At 75.9% G+C, this 17,729-nt stretch carries 17 protein-coding genes and 1 pseudogene; 9 read left to right on the top strand and 9 right to left on the bottom strand.

The annotated features are described in order from the left end of the window. Positions 1-62 precede the first annotated feature (62 nt). The 3 genes from O7609_RS22975 to O7609_RS22965 all read left to right on the top strand — a co-directional run bounded on the left by O7609_RS22975 (position 63) and on the right by O7609_RS22965 (position 2,020). Complete coding sequence (locus tag O7609_RS22975; protein WP_269735091.1) at positions 63-539, top strand: amidohydrolase family protein; 477 nt, start codon at positions 63-65, stop codon at positions 537-539. 84 nt (positions 540-623) lie between these two features. Further along, positions 624-1,025 (top strand): DUF6153 family protein, encoded by a 402-nt coding sequence (locus O7609_RS22970; protein WP_269735092.1) that lies wholly within the window; start codon positions 624-626, stop codon positions 1,023-1,025. An 80-nt stretch (positions 1,026-1,105) separates the two neighbouring features. Beyond that, on the top strand, positions 1,106-2,020 hold the full coding sequence (locus O7609_RS22965) for a F510_1955 family glycosylhydrolase (RefSeq protein ID WP_269735093.1): 915 nt from the start codon (positions 1,106-1,108) through the stop codon (positions 2,018-2,020). 135 nt (positions 2,021-2,155) lie between these two features. Here the strand turns inward: O7609_RS22965 and O7609_RS22960 are convergent, their stop codons facing one another. Beyond that, positions 2,156-3,853: a chitinase gene (locus O7609_RS22960; RefSeq protein WP_269735094.1), complete on the bottom strand. Its 1,698-nt coding sequence runs from the start codon at positions 3,851-3,853 to the stop codon at positions 2,156-2,158. A 218-nt stretch (positions 3,854-4,071) separates the two neighbouring features. On the opposite strand from O7609_RS22960, the gene O7609_RS22955 reads away from it, so the two are divergent. Continuing rightward, the gene (locus O7609_RS22955) at positions 4,072-4,494 is read left to right on the top strand and encodes a DUF3592 domain-containing protein (protein ID WP_269735095.1); all 423 of its coding nucleotides are present in this window, start codon (positions 4,072-4,074) and stop codon (positions 4,492-4,494) included. 131 nt (positions 4,495-4,625) lie between these two features. Beyond that, a complete protein-coding gene (locus O7609_RS22950) occupies positions 4,626-5,894 on the top strand; it encodes an APC family permease (protein WP_269735096.1) in 1,269 nt (422 codons plus the stop codon). Positions 5,895-5,912: 18 nt separating this feature from the next. Here O7609_RS22950 and O7609_RS22945 read toward each other — a convergent pair whose 3' ends face one another. From O7609_RS22945 to O7609_RS22925, 5 genes are all read right to left on the bottom strand, one after another. Then, positions 5,913-6,242 (bottom strand): PadR family transcriptional regulator, encoded by a 330-nt coding sequence (locus O7609_RS22945; protein ID WP_269735097.1) that lies wholly within the window; start codon positions 6,240-6,242, stop codon positions 5,913-5,915. 73 nt (positions 6,243-6,315) lie between these two features. After that, positions 6,316-7,623: a diaminopimelate decarboxylase gene (locus O7609_RS22940; RefSeq protein WP_269735098.1), complete on the bottom strand. Its 1,308-nt coding sequence runs from the start codon at positions 7,621-7,623 to the stop codon at positions 6,316-6,318. A gap of 61 nt (positions 7,624-7,684) precedes the next feature. Beyond that, complete coding sequence (locus O7609_RS22935; protein ID WP_269735099.1) at positions 7,685-8,644, bottom strand: class II fructose-bisphosphate aldolase; 960 nt, start codon at positions 8,642-8,644, stop codon at positions 7,685-7,687. Further along, the gene (locus O7609_RS22930) at positions 8,622-9,557 is read right to left on the bottom strand and encodes a 1-phosphofructokinase family hexose kinase (RefSeq protein ID WP_269744159.1); all 936 of its coding nucleotides are present in this window, start codon (positions 9,555-9,557) and stop codon (positions 8,622-8,624) included. The genes O7609_RS22935 and O7609_RS22930 overlap by 23 nt, the downstream gene beginning before the upstream one ends. A 186-nt stretch (positions 9,558-9,743) precedes the next feature. Continuing rightward, positions 9,744-10,697 carry an SIS domain-containing protein gene (locus O7609_RS22925; RefSeq protein ID WP_269735101.1) on the bottom strand — a complete coding sequence of 318 codons (954 nt, stop codon included), beginning with the start codon at positions 10,695-10,697 and terminating at the stop codon, positions 9,744-9,746. Between the two features lie 178 nt (positions 10,698-10,875). On the opposite strand from O7609_RS22925, the pseudogene O7609_RS24780 reads away from it, so the two are divergent. The 4 genes and pseudogenes from O7609_RS24780 to O7609_RS22905 form a co-directional block, all read left to right on the top strand. Then, a pseudogene (locus tag O7609_RS24780) lies at positions 10,876-11,058 on the top strand (galactokinase); the annotation flags it as partial. 570 nt (positions 11,059-11,628) lie between these two features. Beyond that, entirely contained in the window at positions 11,629-12,657 is a 1,029-nt protein-coding gene (locus O7609_RS22915; protein WP_269735102.1) for a LacI family DNA-binding transcriptional regulator, read from the top strand. A 99-nt stretch (positions 12,658-12,756) separates the two neighbouring features. Continuing rightward, positions 12,757-14,190: a DUF2252 domain-containing protein gene (locus tag O7609_RS22910; RefSeq protein WP_269735103.1), complete on the top strand. Its 1,434-nt coding sequence runs from the start codon at positions 12,757-12,759 to the stop codon at positions 14,188-14,190. A 244-nt stretch (positions 14,191-14,434) separates the two neighbouring features. After that, a complete protein-coding gene (locus tag O7609_RS22905) occupies positions 14,435-15,406 on the top strand; it encodes an SDR family oxidoreductase (RefSeq protein WP_269735104.1) in 972 nt (323 codons plus the stop codon). 48 nt (positions 15,407-15,454) lie between these two features. Here O7609_RS22905 and O7609_RS22900 read toward each other — a convergent pair whose 3' ends face one another. The 3 genes from O7609_RS22900 to O7609_RS22890 all read right to left on the bottom strand — a co-directional run bounded on the left by O7609_RS22900 (position 15,455) and on the right by O7609_RS22890 (position 17,726). Further along, positions 15,455-15,871 (bottom strand): DUF2795 domain-containing protein, encoded by a 417-nt coding sequence (locus tag O7609_RS22900; protein WP_269735105.1) that lies wholly within the window; start codon positions 15,869-15,871, stop codon positions 15,455-15,457. Between the two features lie 230 nt (positions 15,872-16,101). Continuing rightward, positions 16,102-16,593, bottom strand: coding sequence for a DUF3574 domain-containing protein (locus tag O7609_RS22895; protein WP_269735106.1), 492 nt, complete (start codon positions 16,591-16,593; stop codon positions 16,102-16,104). After that, positions 16,590-17,726 carry a DNA-binding protein gene (locus O7609_RS22890; protein ID WP_269744158.1) on the bottom strand — a complete coding sequence of 379 codons (1,137 nt, stop codon included), beginning with the start codon at positions 17,724-17,726 and terminating at the stop codon, positions 16,590-16,592. The genes O7609_RS22895 and O7609_RS22890 overlap by 4 nt, the downstream gene beginning before the upstream one ends. Positions 17,727-17,729: the final 3 nt, after the last annotated feature.

Below are 17,729 nucleotides of genomic sequence, written 5' to 3'. Positions count from 1 at the left end.
CGATGGCTCATAACATTCTTGCGCCAGTCGTTTGAATGTGCGCGGACGGCATTCCCGCCGGGATGCGTGCGGTCACGATGCTCGCCGCGCCGGCCCGTCCGCCGCCCGTGGCGCCGGCCGTCCGGCGGCACGGCGGCACCGCCGGCCCTGACTGGCGCGGGTCCGCCGAACGCTTCGGCCGGCAGCGGGCCGCCGAGGTGTTCGACCGGCTGCGCCGGATGCGGGAGCGCGAGGTCCGGTTGATCGCGGGGACGGACGTGGAGGTGGGCGGCGCGGTCTTCGACGGGTTCGTGTGGAGCCTGGAGTTCTTCGCCCACGTGGGCTGCACGCCCACCGAGATCGTCGACACGGCCACGAGCGAGTCCGCGGAGGCGCTCGGGATCGGCGGCGATACCGGTGCGCTGCGTCCCGGCTTCCGCGCCGACCTGCTGGTCGTCGGCGGAGACCCGGCGGCCGACCTGCGGGCCCTGCCTGACGTGCGGCCGGTGACGGCCGGCGGGCACCCGCATGCCCCCGCTGACCCGGACGCGCGGCACTGAGGGCGGGCGCCCGTGCCGCCAGGGGTGATCCGTCACCGGGAGGCGGACGGCGGTCCCTTCCCCGGCGACGGTAGGCTGCGGCGCATGACCAGCCACCGACGCGCCTCCCGGCTCCCTGCCGCCCGGGTGGCGGCGCTGCTGGTCTTCGCGGTGCTCGGATGCGTGCTCGGCATGCACGGTCTCCAGCCGCCGGGGGCGGGCCCGGTGCGCTGCGCGGCCTCGGCCCCGCACCTCACCCTCGGCTCCCCGGCACCGGACGAGGGCGCGCACGCCGGTGAGCGGCACGAGGGCGGGAGCGGTGACTCCGAACACGCGCGGCAGCCGTGCGAGGCCGCGCCCGGGCCCAACGCCGTTCCCGTCCTGCCCGCCCCGGCACCCGTGCCGCCGCGGGTCCCGCCGCCGTCCGGGCCCTCATCCCCTGGTACGGAAACGGCCGGGGAGCGCTCTCCGCCGTCGCTGGCCCAGTTGCAGATCCTGCGCGTCTAGACGCGGCCGCGTCGTCCCGCCCCCGCGGCGGCCGACACCTCCCCGCGATCCGCTTCCCACCGCACAGGAGTCACCCCAGCATGAGCACGCAGCGAACGCCCGCACGCCGCTCTTCCGCCCGCCGGCTCGCCGCCGCGGCGGCGGCCGTGGCCGCCGCCCTGACCCTGGCCGCCTGCGGCGCCGGGGGTTCGAACGCCTCCGACGGCCACGGCGGGCCGGACGGGGACCCGGGCACCGGACACCTGCACGGGCTCGGCCTCGACCCGGCCGACGGCACCGTGTACGCCGCCGGGCACTTCGGCGTCTTCCGGCTGGCGGACGGGGAGGCGACCCGGATCGCCGACCGTCACCAGGACACGATGGGCTTCACCGTCACCGGACCCGGCACGTTCCTGGGCAGCGGGCATCCGGCGATGGACGACCCCGGGGCGACATCCCCGCATCTGGGCCTGATCCGCAGCACCGACGCGGGCAAGACGTGGACGACGGTCTCGGCGGAGGGCGAGGCGGACTTCCACTCCCTGCAGCCCGCGGGCGAGGTGCTGTACGCGTACGACAGCCAGAGTCGGCGGGTGTGGTCGTCGGCCGACGGCGGACGCACCTGGCGGTTCGGGGCCGAGGAGGATGTCGCCGATCTTGCCGCTCACCCGAGCCGGCCGCAGGAGGTCTGGGCGACGGGCGGCCAGGGGCTCAGGCGCAGCGCGGACGGCGGCCGCACGTTCGCCGACGTCCCGCAGGCGCCCGCCCTCGTCGCGGTCGACCGCCCGGAGGGCGAGGGTTTCGTGGGGCTGGCCCCCGACGGCACGGTGCTGGCCAGCCGCGACGGCCTGAAGTGGGCCGAGGCGGGCGCACTGCCCGAGGGCGCCGAGCCCACGGTGCTGCACGCCGCCTCCCCCGACCGCCTGCTGGCGGCGGACGCGGACGGCAAGGTCTACTCCTCCCGCGACGGCGGGAGGGACTGGGAGCTGCTGTACGCGCCGGACGGCATCGGCTAGCCGGCAGCCCCCGGCCGCGGGCGGGGCCACGTCGGTTGGGCACGGGCGCGAGGACCGCGGGCGCCGAGACGAGCGGCCAGGGCCGGGCGCGGGAGGAGGTGGCGGCCCGGCCCTCGCCGTCTGCGTCGCCCGTGACTAGGGCAGGCCGTGGACGTGCGGGCCGACGGCGTGGGACCAGGCGTTGCCCGCCGTGGCGTCCCAGTTGGTCGACCAGGTCATCGCGCCCCGCAGCGAGGGGTAGGTCCTGGACGGCTTGAACTGGCCGCAGCCGGTGCCCCGGGTCAGGCAGTCCAGGGCGTCGTTCACCACGGACGGGGAGACGTAGCCGCTGCCCGCGCCCCGGGGTGAGGCGGGTACGCCGAGGCCCACCTGGGACGGGTCGAGGCCGCCCTCCAACTGGATGCAGGCGAGCGCGGTGAGGAAGTCCACCGAGCCCTGCGCGTAGACCTGGCCGTCGCAGCCGAGCATCGAACCGCTGTTGTAGTACTGCATGTTGACGACGGTGAGGATGTCCTTCACATCGAGCGCGAGCTTGAAGTACTCGGTGCCGGTGTGCTGCATGTCGATGGTCTGGGGCGCCATGGTGAGGACCATGGAGGGTCCGGCCTTCGCCGAGAGCTGGCGCAGCGCCTTGCTCAGGTAGGTGGCGTCGATGCCGTGCTCCAGGTCGATGTCGACGCCGTCGAAGCCGTACTCCTGCATCAGGGCGTGAGCGCTGTTCGCGAAGGCGGTGGCCGCGGCGTCGCTGTTGACGAGGACGTTGCCCTTCTCGCCGCCGACCGAGATGATCACGGACTTCCCCGCGGCCTGCTTCGCGGCGACGTCCGACCGGAACTCCTCGGCGGAGGAGTAGCCGAGGGCGGGGTCGAGGTTGAAGACGATCTCGCCCGGTGTGGCGGTGGAGTCGGCGAAGGCCACGGCGATGACGTCGTACTGGTCCTGTACGTCCCGGAGCTTCTGGACGGTGGCGCCGTTGTCGAAGTTCTGCCAGTACCCGGTCACCGCGTGCCGGGGCACGGCAGGGTCGCCCGGGGGCGTGTCCCCCGCGGTGCGGACGGTCACCGCGGGAGACTTGGGTGACTCTCCGGCCGCGTTGGCGGCGGTCACCCGGAAGGTGTAGGCGGTGTCCGCGGTGAGCCCGGTGACCGTCGCGGAGGTACCGCTCACCGAGGCGGCGCGGGTGCCGTCGCGGTAGACGTGGTAGCCGGTGGCGCCGCTGACCGAGGGCCAGTTCAGCGTGACCGAGGACGCGGTGACCGCGCCGGCCTCGGGGGCCCCCGGGGCCCCGGGCACGACCGGGTCGGGGTCGGTGCCGCCTCCGCCGTCGGGGCCGAAGACGCTGACGTCGTCCACGTGGTAGGCGGAGGTGCCGTACCAGCCGTGGGTGTAGAGGGTCACCGAGGTGGTGTCGGAGCCGGTGGTGAAGCTGGTGGAGAGCCGGGTCCAGGTTCCCGTGTCGGGCGTCCAGGTGGACACGTCGGTGGTCCCGGTGCCGCGTGCGCCGAGGTAGGCGTAGCCGCCGCGCACCCAGGCTTCGACGGAGTACGTGGAGTCCGGCTTCACCGTGAGGGACTGGGTGCACTCGGCGCGGTCGAGCCCGTCGGGCGTCGCGCGGAGGGCGCCGGTTCCGGTGCGCACGGGCGAGGTGACGGTCTGACCGCTGCCCGCGGTACAGGACCAGTCGGTGAGGCCGGATTCGAATCCGGGGTTCTTGACGACGTTGACGTCGGCCGCGTGCGCCGTCGTGGACGTGCCCAGGAGACAGAGCCCGGCACCGAGGGCGAGCGCGAGCCCGGCGCCCAGCCCTCTGCGGGCGGATGTGCTGCGGTCCACTTGGGTCCTCCGGTGGGGAGTTGGGGGTGCGGGAGGCGGGCTTCCCGGCTCCCTGGGTGCGGTGGCCACCACGGGGGCTCACGCTGGTCCAGACCAATTGCGTTGTCAAGACCCCGTCAAGGCACACTTCACGGGCGACGTTTCCGCTCCCCGCGCACGGAGCGTCGCCCGGATGGGTAGGAGCAGACGAGCGGCGTGCGCCGACACGAGGGGGAAGCGTGCTCTACCTGCTGTGCCTGGTGGTGCTGGGAGCGTCCGCGTGGTGCGGGCACCTGGTCGTGCGCCGGTCCCGCAGACACCGCGCGGCGTGGACCAGCGGGGTGACCGCCCCGGCCCGCGTGGTACGCACCCGCGTCCGGAACGCCCAGGGGCCCCAGGGCGCCTCGGGCCAGGTGCGCTACCACGACTACGCGTTCGTCACGGCGGACGGGATCACCGTGTGCTTCACGGAAGGCGGCGGCCCGGCCAGGGACGTCGGCGACCGGCTGACGGTGTACTACCCGCCGGCCCGGCCGGACTGGGCCACGGCCACCCCTCCGGCCCCGCGCCGGGAGGCGGCGGTGGTCCTCGTCGTGCTGGCGCTCTTGCTGGCCGTCAACGCGGCCATGGGCGTCGCGCTCGTCCTCCACCACCGCTCGTGACGGCCGCGGCGCGCACACGGCGCGGCGCCGCCCCAGGGGCACCTCTCCTGTGGGGGTGGCCCTCGCCCGCTCACGTATCGTGATCCGATATCGGAGACCGTAAGCCCGACCGCACGCCGAGGAGTCCTGCCATGAGCCAGTCCCCCGCCACCGGTGCGCCGGACGAACTGCGGCGGCGGCTCGGGGTGACCGACGCGGTGGTGATCGGTCTGGGCTCGATGATCGGCGCGGGCGTCTTCGCCGCCCTGGCCCCCGCCGCTCGTGCGGCCGGTTCGGGACTCCTGCTCGGGCTGGCCCTCGCGGCCGTCGTCGCCTACTGCAACGCCACCTCCTCGGCCCGGCTCGCCGCCCGCTATCCGGCCTCCGGCGGCACCTACGTCTACGGCCGCGAGCGGCTCGGCCCGTTCTGGGGCTACCTGGCGGGCTGGGGCTTCGTGGTGGGCAAGTCCGCCTCCTGCGCCGCGATGGCCCTGGTCGTCGGCGCGTACGTGTGGCCCGGGCACGAACACCTCGTGGCGGTGGCCGCCGTGGTGGCGCTGACGGCGGTGAACTACGCCGGGGTGCAGAAGGCGGCCTGGTTCACCCGCGCCGTCGTGGCGGTCGTCCTGGCCGTGCTGGCCGCGGTGGTGGTCGCCTGCCTCGACTCACCGGCCGCCGAGGCGGGTCGGCTCGGGATCGGCGCCGATGCCGGGGCCGTCGGCGTCCTGCAGGCCGCCGGGCTGCTCTTCTTCGCCTTCGCCGGATACGCGCGCATCGCGACGCTGGGCGAGGAGGTGCGCGACCCCGCCCGGACGATCCCGCGGGCCGTGCCGCTCGCGCTCGGGCTGACGCTGCTGGTGTACGCCGCGGTCGCGATCGCGGTGTTGGCGGTGCTGGGGGCCGAGGAGCTGAGCGAGGCCACCGCGCCGCTGTCGGACGCCGTCAGGGTCGCGGGCGTCGGCTGGCTGGAGCCGGTGGTGCGGACGGGCGCGGCGGTGGCGGCGCTCGGCTCGCTCCTGGCCCTGATCCTCGGCGTCTCCCGGACCACGCTCGCCATGGCCCGCGACCGGCACCTGCCGCACGCCCTGGCCTCGGTGCACCCGCGGTTCCAGGTGCCCCACCGGGCCGAGTTGCTGGTGGGAGCCGTCGTGGCGGTGACCGCGGCCACGGTGGACCTGCGCGGTGCGATCGGCTTCTCCTCGTTCGGCGTCCTCGTCTACTACGCCGTCGCCAACGCCTCCGCCCTCACGCTGACGCGCCAGGAGCGCCGTCCGCCGCGGGTCGTGCCGCTGTTCGGGCTGGCCGGGTGCCTCACGCTGGCCGTGACGCTGCCCGCGTCCTCGGTGCTGGCGGGCACGGCGGTGCTGGCCGTGGGCGCCGCCTGGTACGGGCTGCGGCGGCTCGCCGCGAACCGCCGCTGAGGCTCCCGCGCGGCCGGTTCAGCCCCGCGGCTCGTCGCCGGTCCTCGCCGCCTCGTCGCCGAGGACCTCACGGGCCAGTTCGGCAAGAGCTCTGCGGTCCTCCGCGAGTGCCCGCTCGCCGGCCGCGGTGGCCCGGTAGACGCGCCGGGTGCGCCCGGCCACGACCCGCTGCTCGGAGGTGAGCAGCCCGTCCGCCTCCAGCCGGTGCAGCGTCGGGTACAGGGTGCCGGGGCTGATCCGGTAGCCGTGCCGGGTCAGTTCCGCCGTCATCCAGGCGCCGTGGATCTCCTCCCGTGCCGCGTGGTGGAGGATGTGCAGGCGCACCGCGCCCCGCTGGAACTCCCGCAACCGTGGCCCTCCTCCGGCGGTGGCGAAGCCGATATCGGCCGCCGATTCTACGCCGCGCTCCCCCGCCCGCCGCTCAGTCCGGACCGCCCGCCGGGCGGAGGGTGCGGAAGCGGACCTCGCCGTCCGCGCCGGTGGAGAAGCCGTACACCGCGGGCACGGGCAGGCTGTTGTAGTGGAAGGGTGTGGAGAAGGCGTACGCGCCGGTGTCGAGGACGGCGACGAGGTCGCCGGCGGCGAGCCGCGGCAGCGGGCGGGCCGTGGCGAGCAGGTCCCCGGCGAAGCAGCAGGGGCCCGCGACGTCCTGGGCCAGGACGTCGCCCCGCTTCTGACGGCCCGACGGATCGTGCGCGGTGACGCGCAGCGGCCAGGCGTCGGGCCGGAAGACGGTGCGGGTGGCGACGTGGGCGCCGGCGTGCGTGATGGCCACCGGGCGTCCTCCGGCGGTCTTGGTGTACTCCACGAAGGCCGTCATGAATCCGTTCTTGGCGAGCAGCGCCCGCCCGAACTCGGTGACGAGCCGGTAGTCGCCGCTCAGCAGCCGGGGCGCGTGCTGCCGCAGGGCCGCCACGTAGCCGTCGAAGCCGGGGTCGGGGTCGTCGCTGCCGAAATCGACCGAGAGGCCGCCGCCGATGTCGATGCCGACGACCTGCCGGCGGCCGAGCGCGGCGTTGATCTCGTCGGCGAGCTCGACCGTTCTGGCCAGGCCCCGCGCGGTCAGCTCCGGCGCGATGCCCTGGGAGCCGACGTGCGTGTGCAGCCAGGTGAGCCAGGGTCGTTCGCGGAAGGCGTCGACCAGCCGGGCGCGGTTGCCCTCGTCCTCGAGCGCGATCCCGAACTTGGAGGTGTCGGTCGCAGTGCTCATCGCCTCGATGGAGCCGGCGCCGACCTGCGGGTTGACGCGCACCCCGAGCGGCGAGGCAGAGGGGTTCCCGGCCAGGAGGGCGTCGACGCGGTCCAGTTCCTGGAAGTTGTCGACGTTGACGGCCACCCCGAGGCGCAGTGCGCGGGCGAGTTCGGCGCGGGTCTTGGCCGGGGAGTCGAAGACGATCAGCTCGGGGCCGAAGCCCGCGGCCGTGGCCCGGTCCAGCTCACCGGCGCTGGCGACCTCGCAGCCCATGCCGTGCAGCCGCAGGTGTTCCAGCACCGGCACGAGGCTGTTGGCCTTGGCCGCGAAGGTGTGCAGGACGGAGAGGGAGGCGGGGAAGGCCGAACGCAGGGCCGCGACGAAGGCGGCGACGCCGTCGAGGTCGACGAAGGCGGCGAGCACCGCCTCGTCCGGGTCGGTCAGCCCCTCCCGTACCGCCGCGCGGATGACGCGTTCGCGCCGCAGGGCGGTCTCACCGCCGGGCGAGGGGGACGGGGCGGTGGGCGGGGCGTTCACGTCGGGCGTCTCCTGGGGCGAGCGGACGATGCGGGCGAAGTGGTCTGGACCGTGATTCCGATCATCGGTTCCCGGGGCACGGCTGTCCACGGCGCGACGGGTCAGCGGGACGGGTCACGCGGGGGCGGGCCTCCCGGGGTGCGGGAGCCGCGACGCGGCCCCCGGCGCCGCCCGTCGTCGCGGCGCCGGGGGCCGCCAGGAGGTCCAGCAGCCTGGCGACCTCGGCGGCCACGGCGTCCCGGGCCGGGCCGAGATAGCGGCGCGGGTCGGCGAGTTCCGGCTCGGCCGCCAGCCGGGAGCGCACGACCCGGGTGAGCGTCCGGTTGAGGTGGGTCGCGATGTTGACCTTGCGCAGCCCGGCGGCCACCGCGCGGCGGAGCCCGTCGTCGGCCACCCCGGAGGAGCCGTGCAGCACGAGCGGCACCGGGACGGCCGCGCGCAGCCGGGTGATCAGCTCCTCGTCGAGGACGGCGTCCCGCGTGAGCATGGCGTGCGAGCTGCCCACGGCGACGGCCAGGGCGTTCACCCCGGTCGTCGCGACGAAGGCCCGGGCCTCGTCGGGGTCGGTGCGCGCCCCGGGAGCGTGAGCGCCGTCCTTGCCGCCGACCTCGCCGAGCTCCGCCTCGACCCAGGCACCCCGGGCGTGGCAGAAGCCGGTGATGTCGCGCGTGGCGGCCAGGTTGTCGGCGTAGGGCAGCTTCGCGGCGTCGAACATCACGGAGCGGACCCCGAGTTCGACGGCCGCGCGGACGAGTTCGGGGGACTCCGCGTGGTCGAGGTGGACGGCGGCGGGCACGTCGGCGGTACGGGCCACGGCCAGCGTGGCGAGGGCCACCGGTTCCAGAGCCCCGTGGTAGCGGACGGTGTTCTCGCTGAGCTGCAGGATGACGGGGCGTCCGGCGGCCTCGGCCCCGGCGACGATGGCCTCGGCGTGTTCCAGCTGGACGACGTTGAACGCGCCGACGCCACCCCCCTCCCGCTCGGCCTCGGCCAGGATGTCACCGGTGGGGGTGAGGGGCATGGAGTTCCTCCAGACGCACGGACGTGCGCAGTCGGTGGTAGGCGGCGGTGTCGACGTCACCGGCGGTGGGACGCAGGACGGCGGCGGCCGACAGGGCCGCGGCCGCGCGCAGGACGCGGCGCCAGGCCCGGCCGTCGGCGAGCCCGGCGGCCAGTGCGGCGACGCAGGCGTCGCCCGCGCCCGTCGGGTTGCCGGTGAGGGGTTCGGGGGGCGCCACGTGCCAGGCGCCGTCCGGGGTGTGGGCCTGGAGGCCCCGCGGGCCGAGCGAGGCCACGACGGTGCGCGCCCCCGCCGTGCGCAGGGCCAGCGCGGCGGCGGTCACGTCGGTGTGGCCGGTGGCCTCGGCGAGTTCGGCCGCGTTGGGCTTGACGAGGTCCGGGCGGGCCCCGAGGGCCTCGCCGAGAGCGGGTCCGCAGGTGTCGAGGACGGTGCGGGCTCCGGCTCCGGCCGCCGTCCGGATCAGCCGCGCGTAGGCGTCGGCCGGGAGGCCGGGCGGAGCGCTGCCGGAGAGGACGACGACCCGTGCCTCACGTACGAGACGGGCGTAGCGGGCCGTGAACTCCTCCCACTCCCCGGGCGCGATGCGGGGGCCGGGCTGGTTGAAGACCGTGGCCTGGCCGTCCTCGCGGGAGGCGACGGTGACCGTGCGCCGCGCGTCGCCGCCCACGGGGATGAGCGCCTCGGGCAGGCCCGAGGCACGCAGTTCGCCACGGATCAGCTCTCCGGTGGGCCCGCCGGCGAGCCCGGTGACGAGCGTGGGCCGCCCGAGGGCGGCGAGCACCCGGGAGACGTTGATCCCCTTGCCGCCCGCCCGTTCGTGGGTCTCCCCCACCCGGTGCGAGGTGTCGGGGACGAGCCGGTCGACGCCGTAGGTGACATCGAGCGCGGCGTTGAGCGTGACCGTGAGGATCACCGGGACCCCACCGGCCCGTGGGCGGCCGCCGGTCCGCCGCCGGGGGCGGCGCGGCGCCGGACGGTTGGAGGGTGCGGCTCCCGGTCCGGCGCGACGCCCCTGATCTTTCTGCCCCCGGCGTCCACACCGATGACGCGCTCGGGTCCGGGACGTGGCTCCGGCCCCGGCCGGGGCGCCCGCCCCGGCTCAGGCACGGCCGGTTCCGAGGACGACGGACCGGGTGAGGTTGCGCGGCCGGTCCGGGTCGTGGCCGCGGGACTCTGCGAGCGCGACGGCGAGGCGCTGGGCGCGGACGAGGTCGGCGAGGGGGTCCAGCCCGTCGTGACCGTCTCCGGAGTGCGCGACGAGGGTGCCCCCCACACCGACGACCTCGTCGGCCAGGCCCGGGGGCACCGCGCCGAAGGCCCAGACGAGCCGGCCGGGCCCGGTGATGCGGATCGGCCCGTGCCGGTACTCCATGGCCGGGTACGCCTCGGTCCACGCCCCGGCGGCCTCGCGCAGCTTCAGCGCCGCCTCCAGGGCCAGCCCGTACGTCCAGCCCGTGCCGAGGAAGGTGATCTGCTCGGGGGCGCGGCCTTCCAGGTCACCGGGCGCCTCGGTCAGGGCCCGCTGGGCGTCGGCCACGGCCCGCTCGACCGGGCGCACCCCCGCGGGGAGGGCGGCCTCGGTCTCGAGGTGGGTGCGCAGGAGGGCGAGGACGGAGGTGGCGAAGCGGGTCTGGACGACCGACTCCTCGTCGGCGAAGTCCAGCACGGCCGCCGCGTCGGCGGCACGCAGGACGGGGGCCGTGGGGTCGGCGGTGAGCACCGAGGTGGCGGTGGGGCCCGTCAACCGCCCCAGGAGGTCGAGCACTTCGGTGGTGGTGCCGGAACGGGTGACGGCGAGCACGCGGTCGTAGCGCCGTCCGTGGGGGAACGCGGAGGCGGCGAACGCGTCCGTCTCGCCGTGCCCGCCGCTCTCCCGCAGTGCGGCGTACGACTGGGCCATGAACCAGGAGGTGCCGCAGCCGACGACGGCGACGCGTTCACCGCGGCGGGGCAGGAGGTCGGCGCAGCGGGGTGCGAGCTGTGCCGCCCGCCGCCAGGACTCGGGCTGGGAGGCGATCTCCCCGGCGGTGCGGGAGGGGGCTGCGTGGGACATGCGGGAAGGCTCCTCGGAAGGCCGGTGGACCCTGGGCGCACCGGGCCCGGGGAACCCTCCCGGAGGGCGCCGAAGGCGAACCGTCCGGGCACCCGTGAGCCTCGATGCGTGTTACTGCTCGAAGTAAGCTGGTTTCGAGCATATACAAGCATCGTTCGTCGAGGAACCGGTCAGCCCGCTGGCCGCGGGCGCTCTCGGCGCCCGGATGACCGGCGGCGGGTTCGGCGGCTGCGTCATCGCGCTGGCGCCGGAGGAAGCGGTCCCCTCGGTCTCCGGCGCCGTCTCGGCCGTCTTCGGTGCCCACGGGCTGCCCGAGCCGCGCGTGTTCGCGGCCGAACCCTCGGCGGGTGCCCGGCGCCTGACCGGCGCCGGGCGTGGGCGGCGGCGGACGCGGCGGCTCCGTGGTCAGACCGGCGCGCCAGAGGCGGTGCGGGGCCAGGGGGCGCGGACGGGGGCCGCGAACCTCAGGACCCCGCCGGGCGGTCCGTGCCGGACGGGACGATCGGGGCGGCACCGACGACCGACCGCCTCGTGGCCGTGATGCAGTCCCGTGATGTCAGCGATAACACTCCGGATACCCCGTCAGTTCGCGTCCCACCCCCGGACGGCCCGCCACCAGCCCAGATGCCGACCACCGCCCCGGCCGCCCGCGCTCACGGCCCGTCTCACTCGCTCCCTCCCTTCTGCCGACCAGATGGAACGGTCCGATCCGGCCTCTCGGCCCGAGGCCGCGGGCGAGGCACGGAGACCCCGCGACGGGAGCCCCCGCACCGACGCAACGAAACCGTTCCCCGGTGTGACAGCGATGCCAATGACATGGCCATGGATAGACTGCCCGAACCGACGGCGCAGTGGACCTGTGGCCGGGGTCGGCAGGCCGGAGGAGAAGCGAACGATGTCGACGGACGTGAAGGCGACGGGAAAGGAGACCATGAGGAAGCGCGCTGCGGGCGGCGGCGCCTCACGCGAGCCCGGCATGGCCGACGTCGCACGGGTGGCCGGGGTCTCGGCGCAGACGGTGTCGCGGACCCTGTCCGGCCACCCCAACGTGCAGCAGAAGACGCGGGCCAAGGTCCTCGCCGCCGTGGAGCAGCTCGGCTACCGCAAGAACAACGCGGCGAGGACGCTGTCCTCCGGGCGCAGCCGCACCATCGGCGTCGTGACCCTGCGGACCAACTCCTCCTCCCGCACGACGCTGACGTTCGGTATCGAGGGCGCCGCCCGCGCCGCCGGGTACTCGGTGTCCACCGCCACCGCCACCTCCCTGGACACCCACGCCATCGAGGAGGCCATGTCCCGGCTGGCGGACCAACGCGTCGAGGGGGTCATCCTCGCCGTGCCGCTCATCCACGTGAGCCGCAAGATCGAGCAGCTCACCCGCTCCGTGCCGACCATCACCATCGACGGCTCCCGCACACCGGACACCGAGGTCGTCGCCGTCGACCAGACGCTGGCCGCGCGGCTGGCGACGCGTCACCTGCTGGAACTGGGCCACGAGACGGTGTGGCACGTGTCAGGCCCCACCGAGTGGCTCGACGCCGCGAGCCGCCGCAGCGGCTGGCGGGACACCCTGGAGGCCGCGGGTGCGACCGTGCCTCCCGTGCTCGAAGGGGACTGGTCGCCCGCCTCCGGCTACCGCAACGGGCTGATCCTGGGCAAGATCCCGGACGTCACCGCCGTGTTCGTCGCCAGCGACGAGATGGCCTTCGGCGTCATCCGTGCCCTGCACGAACTCGGCCGGCGGGTCCCGGAGGACATCTCCGTCGTCGGCGTGGACGACATCGCCCTCGCGGAGTACTGCTCACCCTCGCTGACGACCGTGGCCCAGCCGTTCGCGGAGATGGGCACGCTGGCCGTCTCCCACCTGCTGCGCCACCTCGCCGACCCGGAGGCGGCGCCGGACCCGGCCTCCGTCGAGCCGGCCCTGATCGTGCGCGCCAGCACGGCACCGGCCACCTGAACCGCTGCTCCGGGTGCGCCCCGGGGAAGGACCGCAGACCGCGGTGGCGGTACGGTCGGGGCGTTCGGTGGTCAGGCGGAGAGCGAGGAGTGGCCGGTCATGGGCGAGGCGGGGGCGGCGGTGCGGTCCGAGGTGCGGATTCCGGAGGTCGCGGGGTTCGGGAGGCGGGCCGGGGCGGGAGACGGCCCGTCACCCAAGAAGGCCGGCAAGGCGCTGCGGGAGCGGGTGCCGCGCTCGGCCCACCGCACCCTGGGGGCCCGGGCGCTCGACGGGGAACGGCCGGGCGCGGTCCAGGCGGTCGAGGAGTCGAGCCGCGGACGGGTGCCGGAGCTGACGCCGATACGGGTCGGGCGGATGATGGCCTCGCCGTTCGCGTTCCTGCGGGGCTCGGCGGGGCTGATGGCCTACGACCTGGCCGCCACCCCGGTGACGGGCGTGTCCGCCCAGGTGTGCGGCGACGCGCACGCCGGCAACTTCGGGCTGTACGCGGACGCCCGCGGCCGGCTCGTCATCGACCTCAACGACTTCGACGAGACGGCCGTCGGCCCCTGGGAGTGGGACGTCAAGCGGCTCGCTGTGTCCCTGGTCCTGGCGGGCCGGGCGGCGGGTGCCTCGGAGGAGGTGTGCCGGGCCGCCGCCTTCGACGCCGCGGGCGCCTACCGGCGCACGATGCGCCTGCTGGCCGGGATGTCCGCGCTGGAGGCGTGGAACGCCATCCCCGACGAGCGGCTGGTGTCGTACGCGGACGCCCGGGACCTGCTGGGCACGCTGGAGCGGGTGGTGGAGAAGGCGCGCAGGAACACCAGCGCCCGCTTCGCGGCCAAGTCGACCGAGGCGTGCCCGGAGGGCGGCCGGCGCTTCGTCGACGCGCTCCCCGTGCTGCGCCGGGTCCCGGACGAGGAGGCCGCCGCCGTGGCGGGGGCGCTCGGCTCGTACCTGGAGACGGTCTCGGAGGACATGCTGCCGCTGCTCGCCCGCCACACCATCGAGGACGTGGCGTTCCGCGTCGTGGGAACGGGCAGCGTGGGCACGCGGTCGTATGTCGTGCTCCTGCTCGACCACCGGGGCGAGCCGCTGGTGCTCCAGGTGAAGGAGGCCCGGGCCTCGGCCCTGTCGCCGTATCTGCCCGACGCCGGGTTCGCCGTCCCCGAGGTGGCGCACGAGGGGCGGCGGGTCGTGCTGGGGCAGAAGCGGATGCAGGTCGTCAGCGACATCCTGCTCGGCTGGACGACGGTCCGGGGACGCCCGTTCCAGGTGCGGCAGTTCCGCAACCGCAAGGGCAGCGTCGACCCGGCCGCGCTCGCCCCCGAACAGCTCGACGACTACGGCCGGATGACCGGCGCGCTGCTGGCCCGGGCGCACGCGCACAGCGCCGACCCTCGACTGGTGACCGGGTACTGCGGCAAGAACGAGGAGCTGGACGAGGCGGTGGCCGCGTTCGCCGTCGCCTACGCGGACCGCACCGAGGCGGACCACGCCGAGCTGCTGACGGCGGTCAGGACCGGCCGGCTGGCGGCCGAGCCGGGGGTGTGAGGGGGCTGGGCTCCATCAAGGGCGCGGGTGCGCGGACCGACCTTGCCGCGCGGCACGCCGGAGGGCACCGTACGTCCGGTGCGGACGGCGGCCGCAGAGCGCTCCCGGACACGGCCGGGCGGGGCGTGCTTGGCTCCGCGTCCCCGGGGTACCCGGGGTGTTCGTGCGGCCGGGCGCGGTGCGCCGGAGGCACCGGCGGGCCCGCGGCCGGCGGCGCCGGTGCAAGGCGTCCGAGGAGGTCGGCATGCGTGTTCGCGGATCCGTCGTCGTCGTGACCGGGGCGTCCGGAGGCATCGGACGGGCCACGGCCGAGGCGTTCGCCCGGCGGGGCTGCGCCGTCGTCCTCGCCGCCCGGCGCGAGGGCGCGCTGCGGGCGGCGGCCGAGGAGTGCGAGCGCCACCGCGGCGCCCGGACCCTCGTCGTTCCCACCGATGTCACCGACAACCACCAGGTCACCTGGCTGGCCCACCGGGCGGTGGAGGTGTTCGGACGCGTCGACGTGTGGGTGAACTGCGCCGCCGTCAGCGTCTTCGGCCCCTTCCGCCGCGTGCCGCTGCCGGATCTGCGCACGGTCCTGGACGTCAACGTGCTCGGCTCCGTGCACGGCTCCCGCTCCGCGTTGCGGACGATGCGGGCCCACGGCGGCGGCACCCTGGTGAACGTCTCCTCGGTGGTGGGCGAGGTGAGCCAGCCCTACACCCACCTGTACGGGATGTCGCAGGCCGCGATCCGCTCGCTGGGCGGCAGCCTGCGGCAGGAGCTGCGGCTCAGCGGCGACCGGAGCATCCGGGTGTGCACCGTGCTGACCGGGACGGTCGACACGCCGCTCTTCCGGGAGGCCGCCAACTACACGCGGCGCGCGGTGCGTCCGATGCCACCGGTGTACAGCCCCGAGCGGGTGGCGCGGGCGATCGTGCACACCGTCGAACGGCCGCGGCGGGAGATCGTGGTGGGGGCGGGGAGCCGCTCCCTGGTGCGGGGCGCGCGGTTCGCTCCGGCGCGCGCGGAGCGGCGGATGGCCCGCCGGGTGGACCGGGAGCACCTCTCGCGGCGGCGGTCCGCCCGCCCCGGGCACGGGAACCTCTACACCCCGGAGCCCGGGACGGGCAGTGTGCACGGCGGGCGGTCCGGACACCGGACCGCCGTGCGCCGGGCGACTCTCGCGGCCGGGCTGGCGTGCGCGGCGGCGGCCGGCGGGCGGGCCCTCACGCGCTGAGCTGACCCGCCCGCCCGGGACACGGCGGACACGCCCCTGCCGGGCGGGTCAGGTGCGGTGCGCCTCGGTGCCGAAGCCCAGGGCCCGCATGATCTCCTGGACGTTCTCGTAGGTGTGCCCCGCTGGCAGCCCCGAGACGAGGTCCACGAGCCGGTCGGGCGCGTTGTTCTCGCGCAGTGTGCGCAGGAGGTCGTTGCGCTGGGCCGGGTAGACGCTGATGCCCAGGTGCCGGGCCAGCTCGTTGCGCAGTCCGACGTCGTCGGGGGTCATGCCGGGCGGGGTCCCGCCGGTCAGGGTGGTGCCGGGCGCGAGGTCCGCCTCCGGCTGGTCCTCTCCCGGGGGTTCGGCCTCCCGGGAGTCGTCGGCGCGCGTCGAGCGGCCCGCCTGGAGCTCGCTGCGCACCGCCTCCTTGGCCGCGTCGTCCCGCATCGGGCCGCCCTTGTTCGGTCCGTGCTGCATCGTCATCGGGTCCTCTCCTCCAAGGAAGGACGGGGGACGGCTGAGCCGCGCCGGGGCGCAGGCCGGTTGGCGGCGGCTCACGCCGTACGGCGTGTGACGCCGCCGGGTACCCACCGGGCGACGGCGCGAAACGATCGCCTCGGTCGGCCGTCGCCCGGAGGACGCCGGCCCCGGGGCAGCTGGGCGCCCCGGGGCCGGACGGCCTCACCCGGCCGGTGCCGCCGGGCGGCGTTGGTTCAGAAGTCGACCAGGACGCGGTGGTCCACCCGGCCGACGGACTCCAGGTCCCAGCGGGTCGTGTACGCGCGGCGGATCTCCTCGATCGCCGCGTCGCTGCTCCGGGCGGTGTGAGCCGGGTAGAGGAGGATCAGCTCGTAGGACTCCTCACTGTTGATGTCGCCCTCGCGGTCACGCCACTGCCCGTGGCCCTTCTGCAGGGTGAGGCCCGAGGGGAAGCGCGGGGTGATCTCCTCGTCCAGGAAGGCGTGGAACTGCTCGTCGGTTATCGGCGGTTCGCCGTCGTGGCGGCCGGTGCCGAAGAAGAGCCGGGTCTCCATCCAGCGCTCGCCTCGGTGCGGCCGGCTCTCGGCGCCGGGCGCGGCCTCGGCGGCCCCGGCGGGCGCGAGGCCGGCCGGCGCCGGGGCGGAGGCCGGGGCGGAGTGGCGGTCGAGGGCGAGCGCGAGGAGTGACAGCGCGCTGATGAGCAGGGCCGTGACGGTCAGGTTCACCAGCAGCCGGTGTGACGCTCGCAGCGGTGCTCCGCCCGGGTTGTTCCACACGTTGGCACGCTCCCTTCTGGGCCCGTGGGGGACGAGCCCGACGTCCCGCCGCCGTACGGTGGCGGCAGGGTGGTCTGGAGGTGCCGCGCGGCGTCGCGCAGCGCACCGGGTACGTGCACGGCGGCGACGGCCGAGCGCGCGGCCCGCCCCGCGAGCGCCGCCGCACGGGCCGAGCCGATACCGCCCGCGCCCTGGGCCATGCGAGCGGCCAGCGCCGTCGCGTCGCGCCACGCCCCGGCGCGGACCCCGGCGGTGAGGAGTTCGGCGTCGAACAGGGCCCGGAAGCCGGTGGTGCCGGGTTCGCCGCGCGTCGCCGCGGTCAGCGCGTCGACGGCGCGGTGCCACTCCCCGAGGCCCGCGTGGGTGAGCCCGAGATGCCCGGCGACCTCGTCCTCGTCCACCCACCAGGCCCAGGCCGGATCGCGCGGGGACGGACCTTCGCCGACGAGGCCGCGGGCGAGGTCGACGGCGGCCAGGGCGGCGCCACGGCGGCCGCCGAGGGCGTGGGCGCGGGCGCGGCGGAGGTGGAAGACGGCCGCGACACGGGCGGGCAGGCGGGGCTGCTCCAGCGCGGCGTCGGCGAGGCGGAGCGCGGTGTCCGGGCGGCCGAGGTGTGCGGCCTGCATGCTGAGCGTGGCCAGGGTGAGTTGCTCGGTAGCCCGGTCCCCGCAGTGGCGCGCCAGGGACAGGGAGAGCCGGCAGAAGCGGTGCGCGGCGCGGTGCCGCTCGGCGTCGAAGAGGAGCCATCCGGCGACCTGGGCCAGCTCGCCGAGGGCCGCCCCGACGTCGCTCCCCCGCCCGGTCTCCGGGCCGAGGCCGCTCCCCCGCCGGAACTCCGGGCCGGCGGGCTGGCCCGGCGGCCCGGCCCGGACGCCCGCCCAGGCGGCCAGGGCCGCGCGAGCCGCTTCGGGCCCGGCGGCCGTGGCGCCGGCACGGGCCTCCAGGGCCAGCACCCGCGCGGTGGCTCCACGCACCCGTGCGGCGTACTCCCCCGCGGCCCGGGCCGACCAGCCGGCCTCCATCGTCAACTCCTCGTCTCGCACGTCCTGCGGGCCGAGGACGCCCGGCCGCCACGGGGGCACGAC

It is taken from the genome of Streptomyces sp. WMMC1477, assembly GCF_027460245.1.
Taxonomy (GTDB): Bacteria; Actinomycetota; Actinomycetes; order Streptomycetales; family Streptomycetaceae; genus Streptomyces.
Note: the sequence above shows the minus strand (reverse complement) of the source record. Positions and strands in the feature narration are given on the sequence as shown.

Bases quoted from the DNA above. Each gene is read 5' to 3' on its own strand.
- O7609_RS22900 (WP_269735105.1), bottom strand. From the start codon at position 15,871: ATGACGATGCAGCACGGACCGAACAAGGGCGGCCCGATGCGGGACGAC.
- O7609_RS22910 (WP_269735103.1), top strand. From the start codon at position 12,757: ATGGGCGAGGCGGGGGCGGCGGTGCGGTCCGAGGTGCGGATTCCGGAG.
- O7609_RS22905 (WP_269735104.1), top strand. From the start codon at position 14,435: ATGCGTGTTCGCGGATCCGTCGTCGTCGTGACCGGGGCGTCCGGAGGC.
- O7609_RS22965 (WP_269735093.1), top strand. From the start codon at position 1,106: ATGAGCACGCAGCGAACGCCCGCACGCCGCTCTTCCGCCCGCCGGCTC.
- O7609_RS22950 (WP_269735096.1), top strand. From the start codon at position 4,626: ATGAGCCAGTCCCCCGCCACCGGTGCGCCGGACGAACTGCGGCGGCGG.
- O7609_RS22915 (WP_269735102.1), top strand. From the start codon at position 11,629: ATGAGGAAGCGCGCTGCGGGCGGCGGCGCCTCACGCGAGCCCGGCATG.
- O7609_RS22925 (WP_269735101.1), bottom strand. From the start codon at position 10,697: ATGTCCCACGCAGCCCCCTCCCGCACCGCCGGGGAGATCGCCTCCCAG.
- O7609_RS22935 (WP_269735099.1), bottom strand. From the start codon at position 8,644: ATGCCCCTCACCCCCACCGGTGACATCCTGGCCGAGGCCGAGCGGGAG.
- O7609_RS22975 (WP_269735091.1), top strand. From the start codon at position 63: ATGCGTGCGGTCACGATGCTCGCCGCGCCGGCCCGTCCGCCGCCCGTG.
- O7609_RS22970 (WP_269735092.1), top strand. From the start codon at position 624: ATGACCAGCCACCGACGCGCCTCCCGGCTCCCTGCCGCCCGGGTGGCG.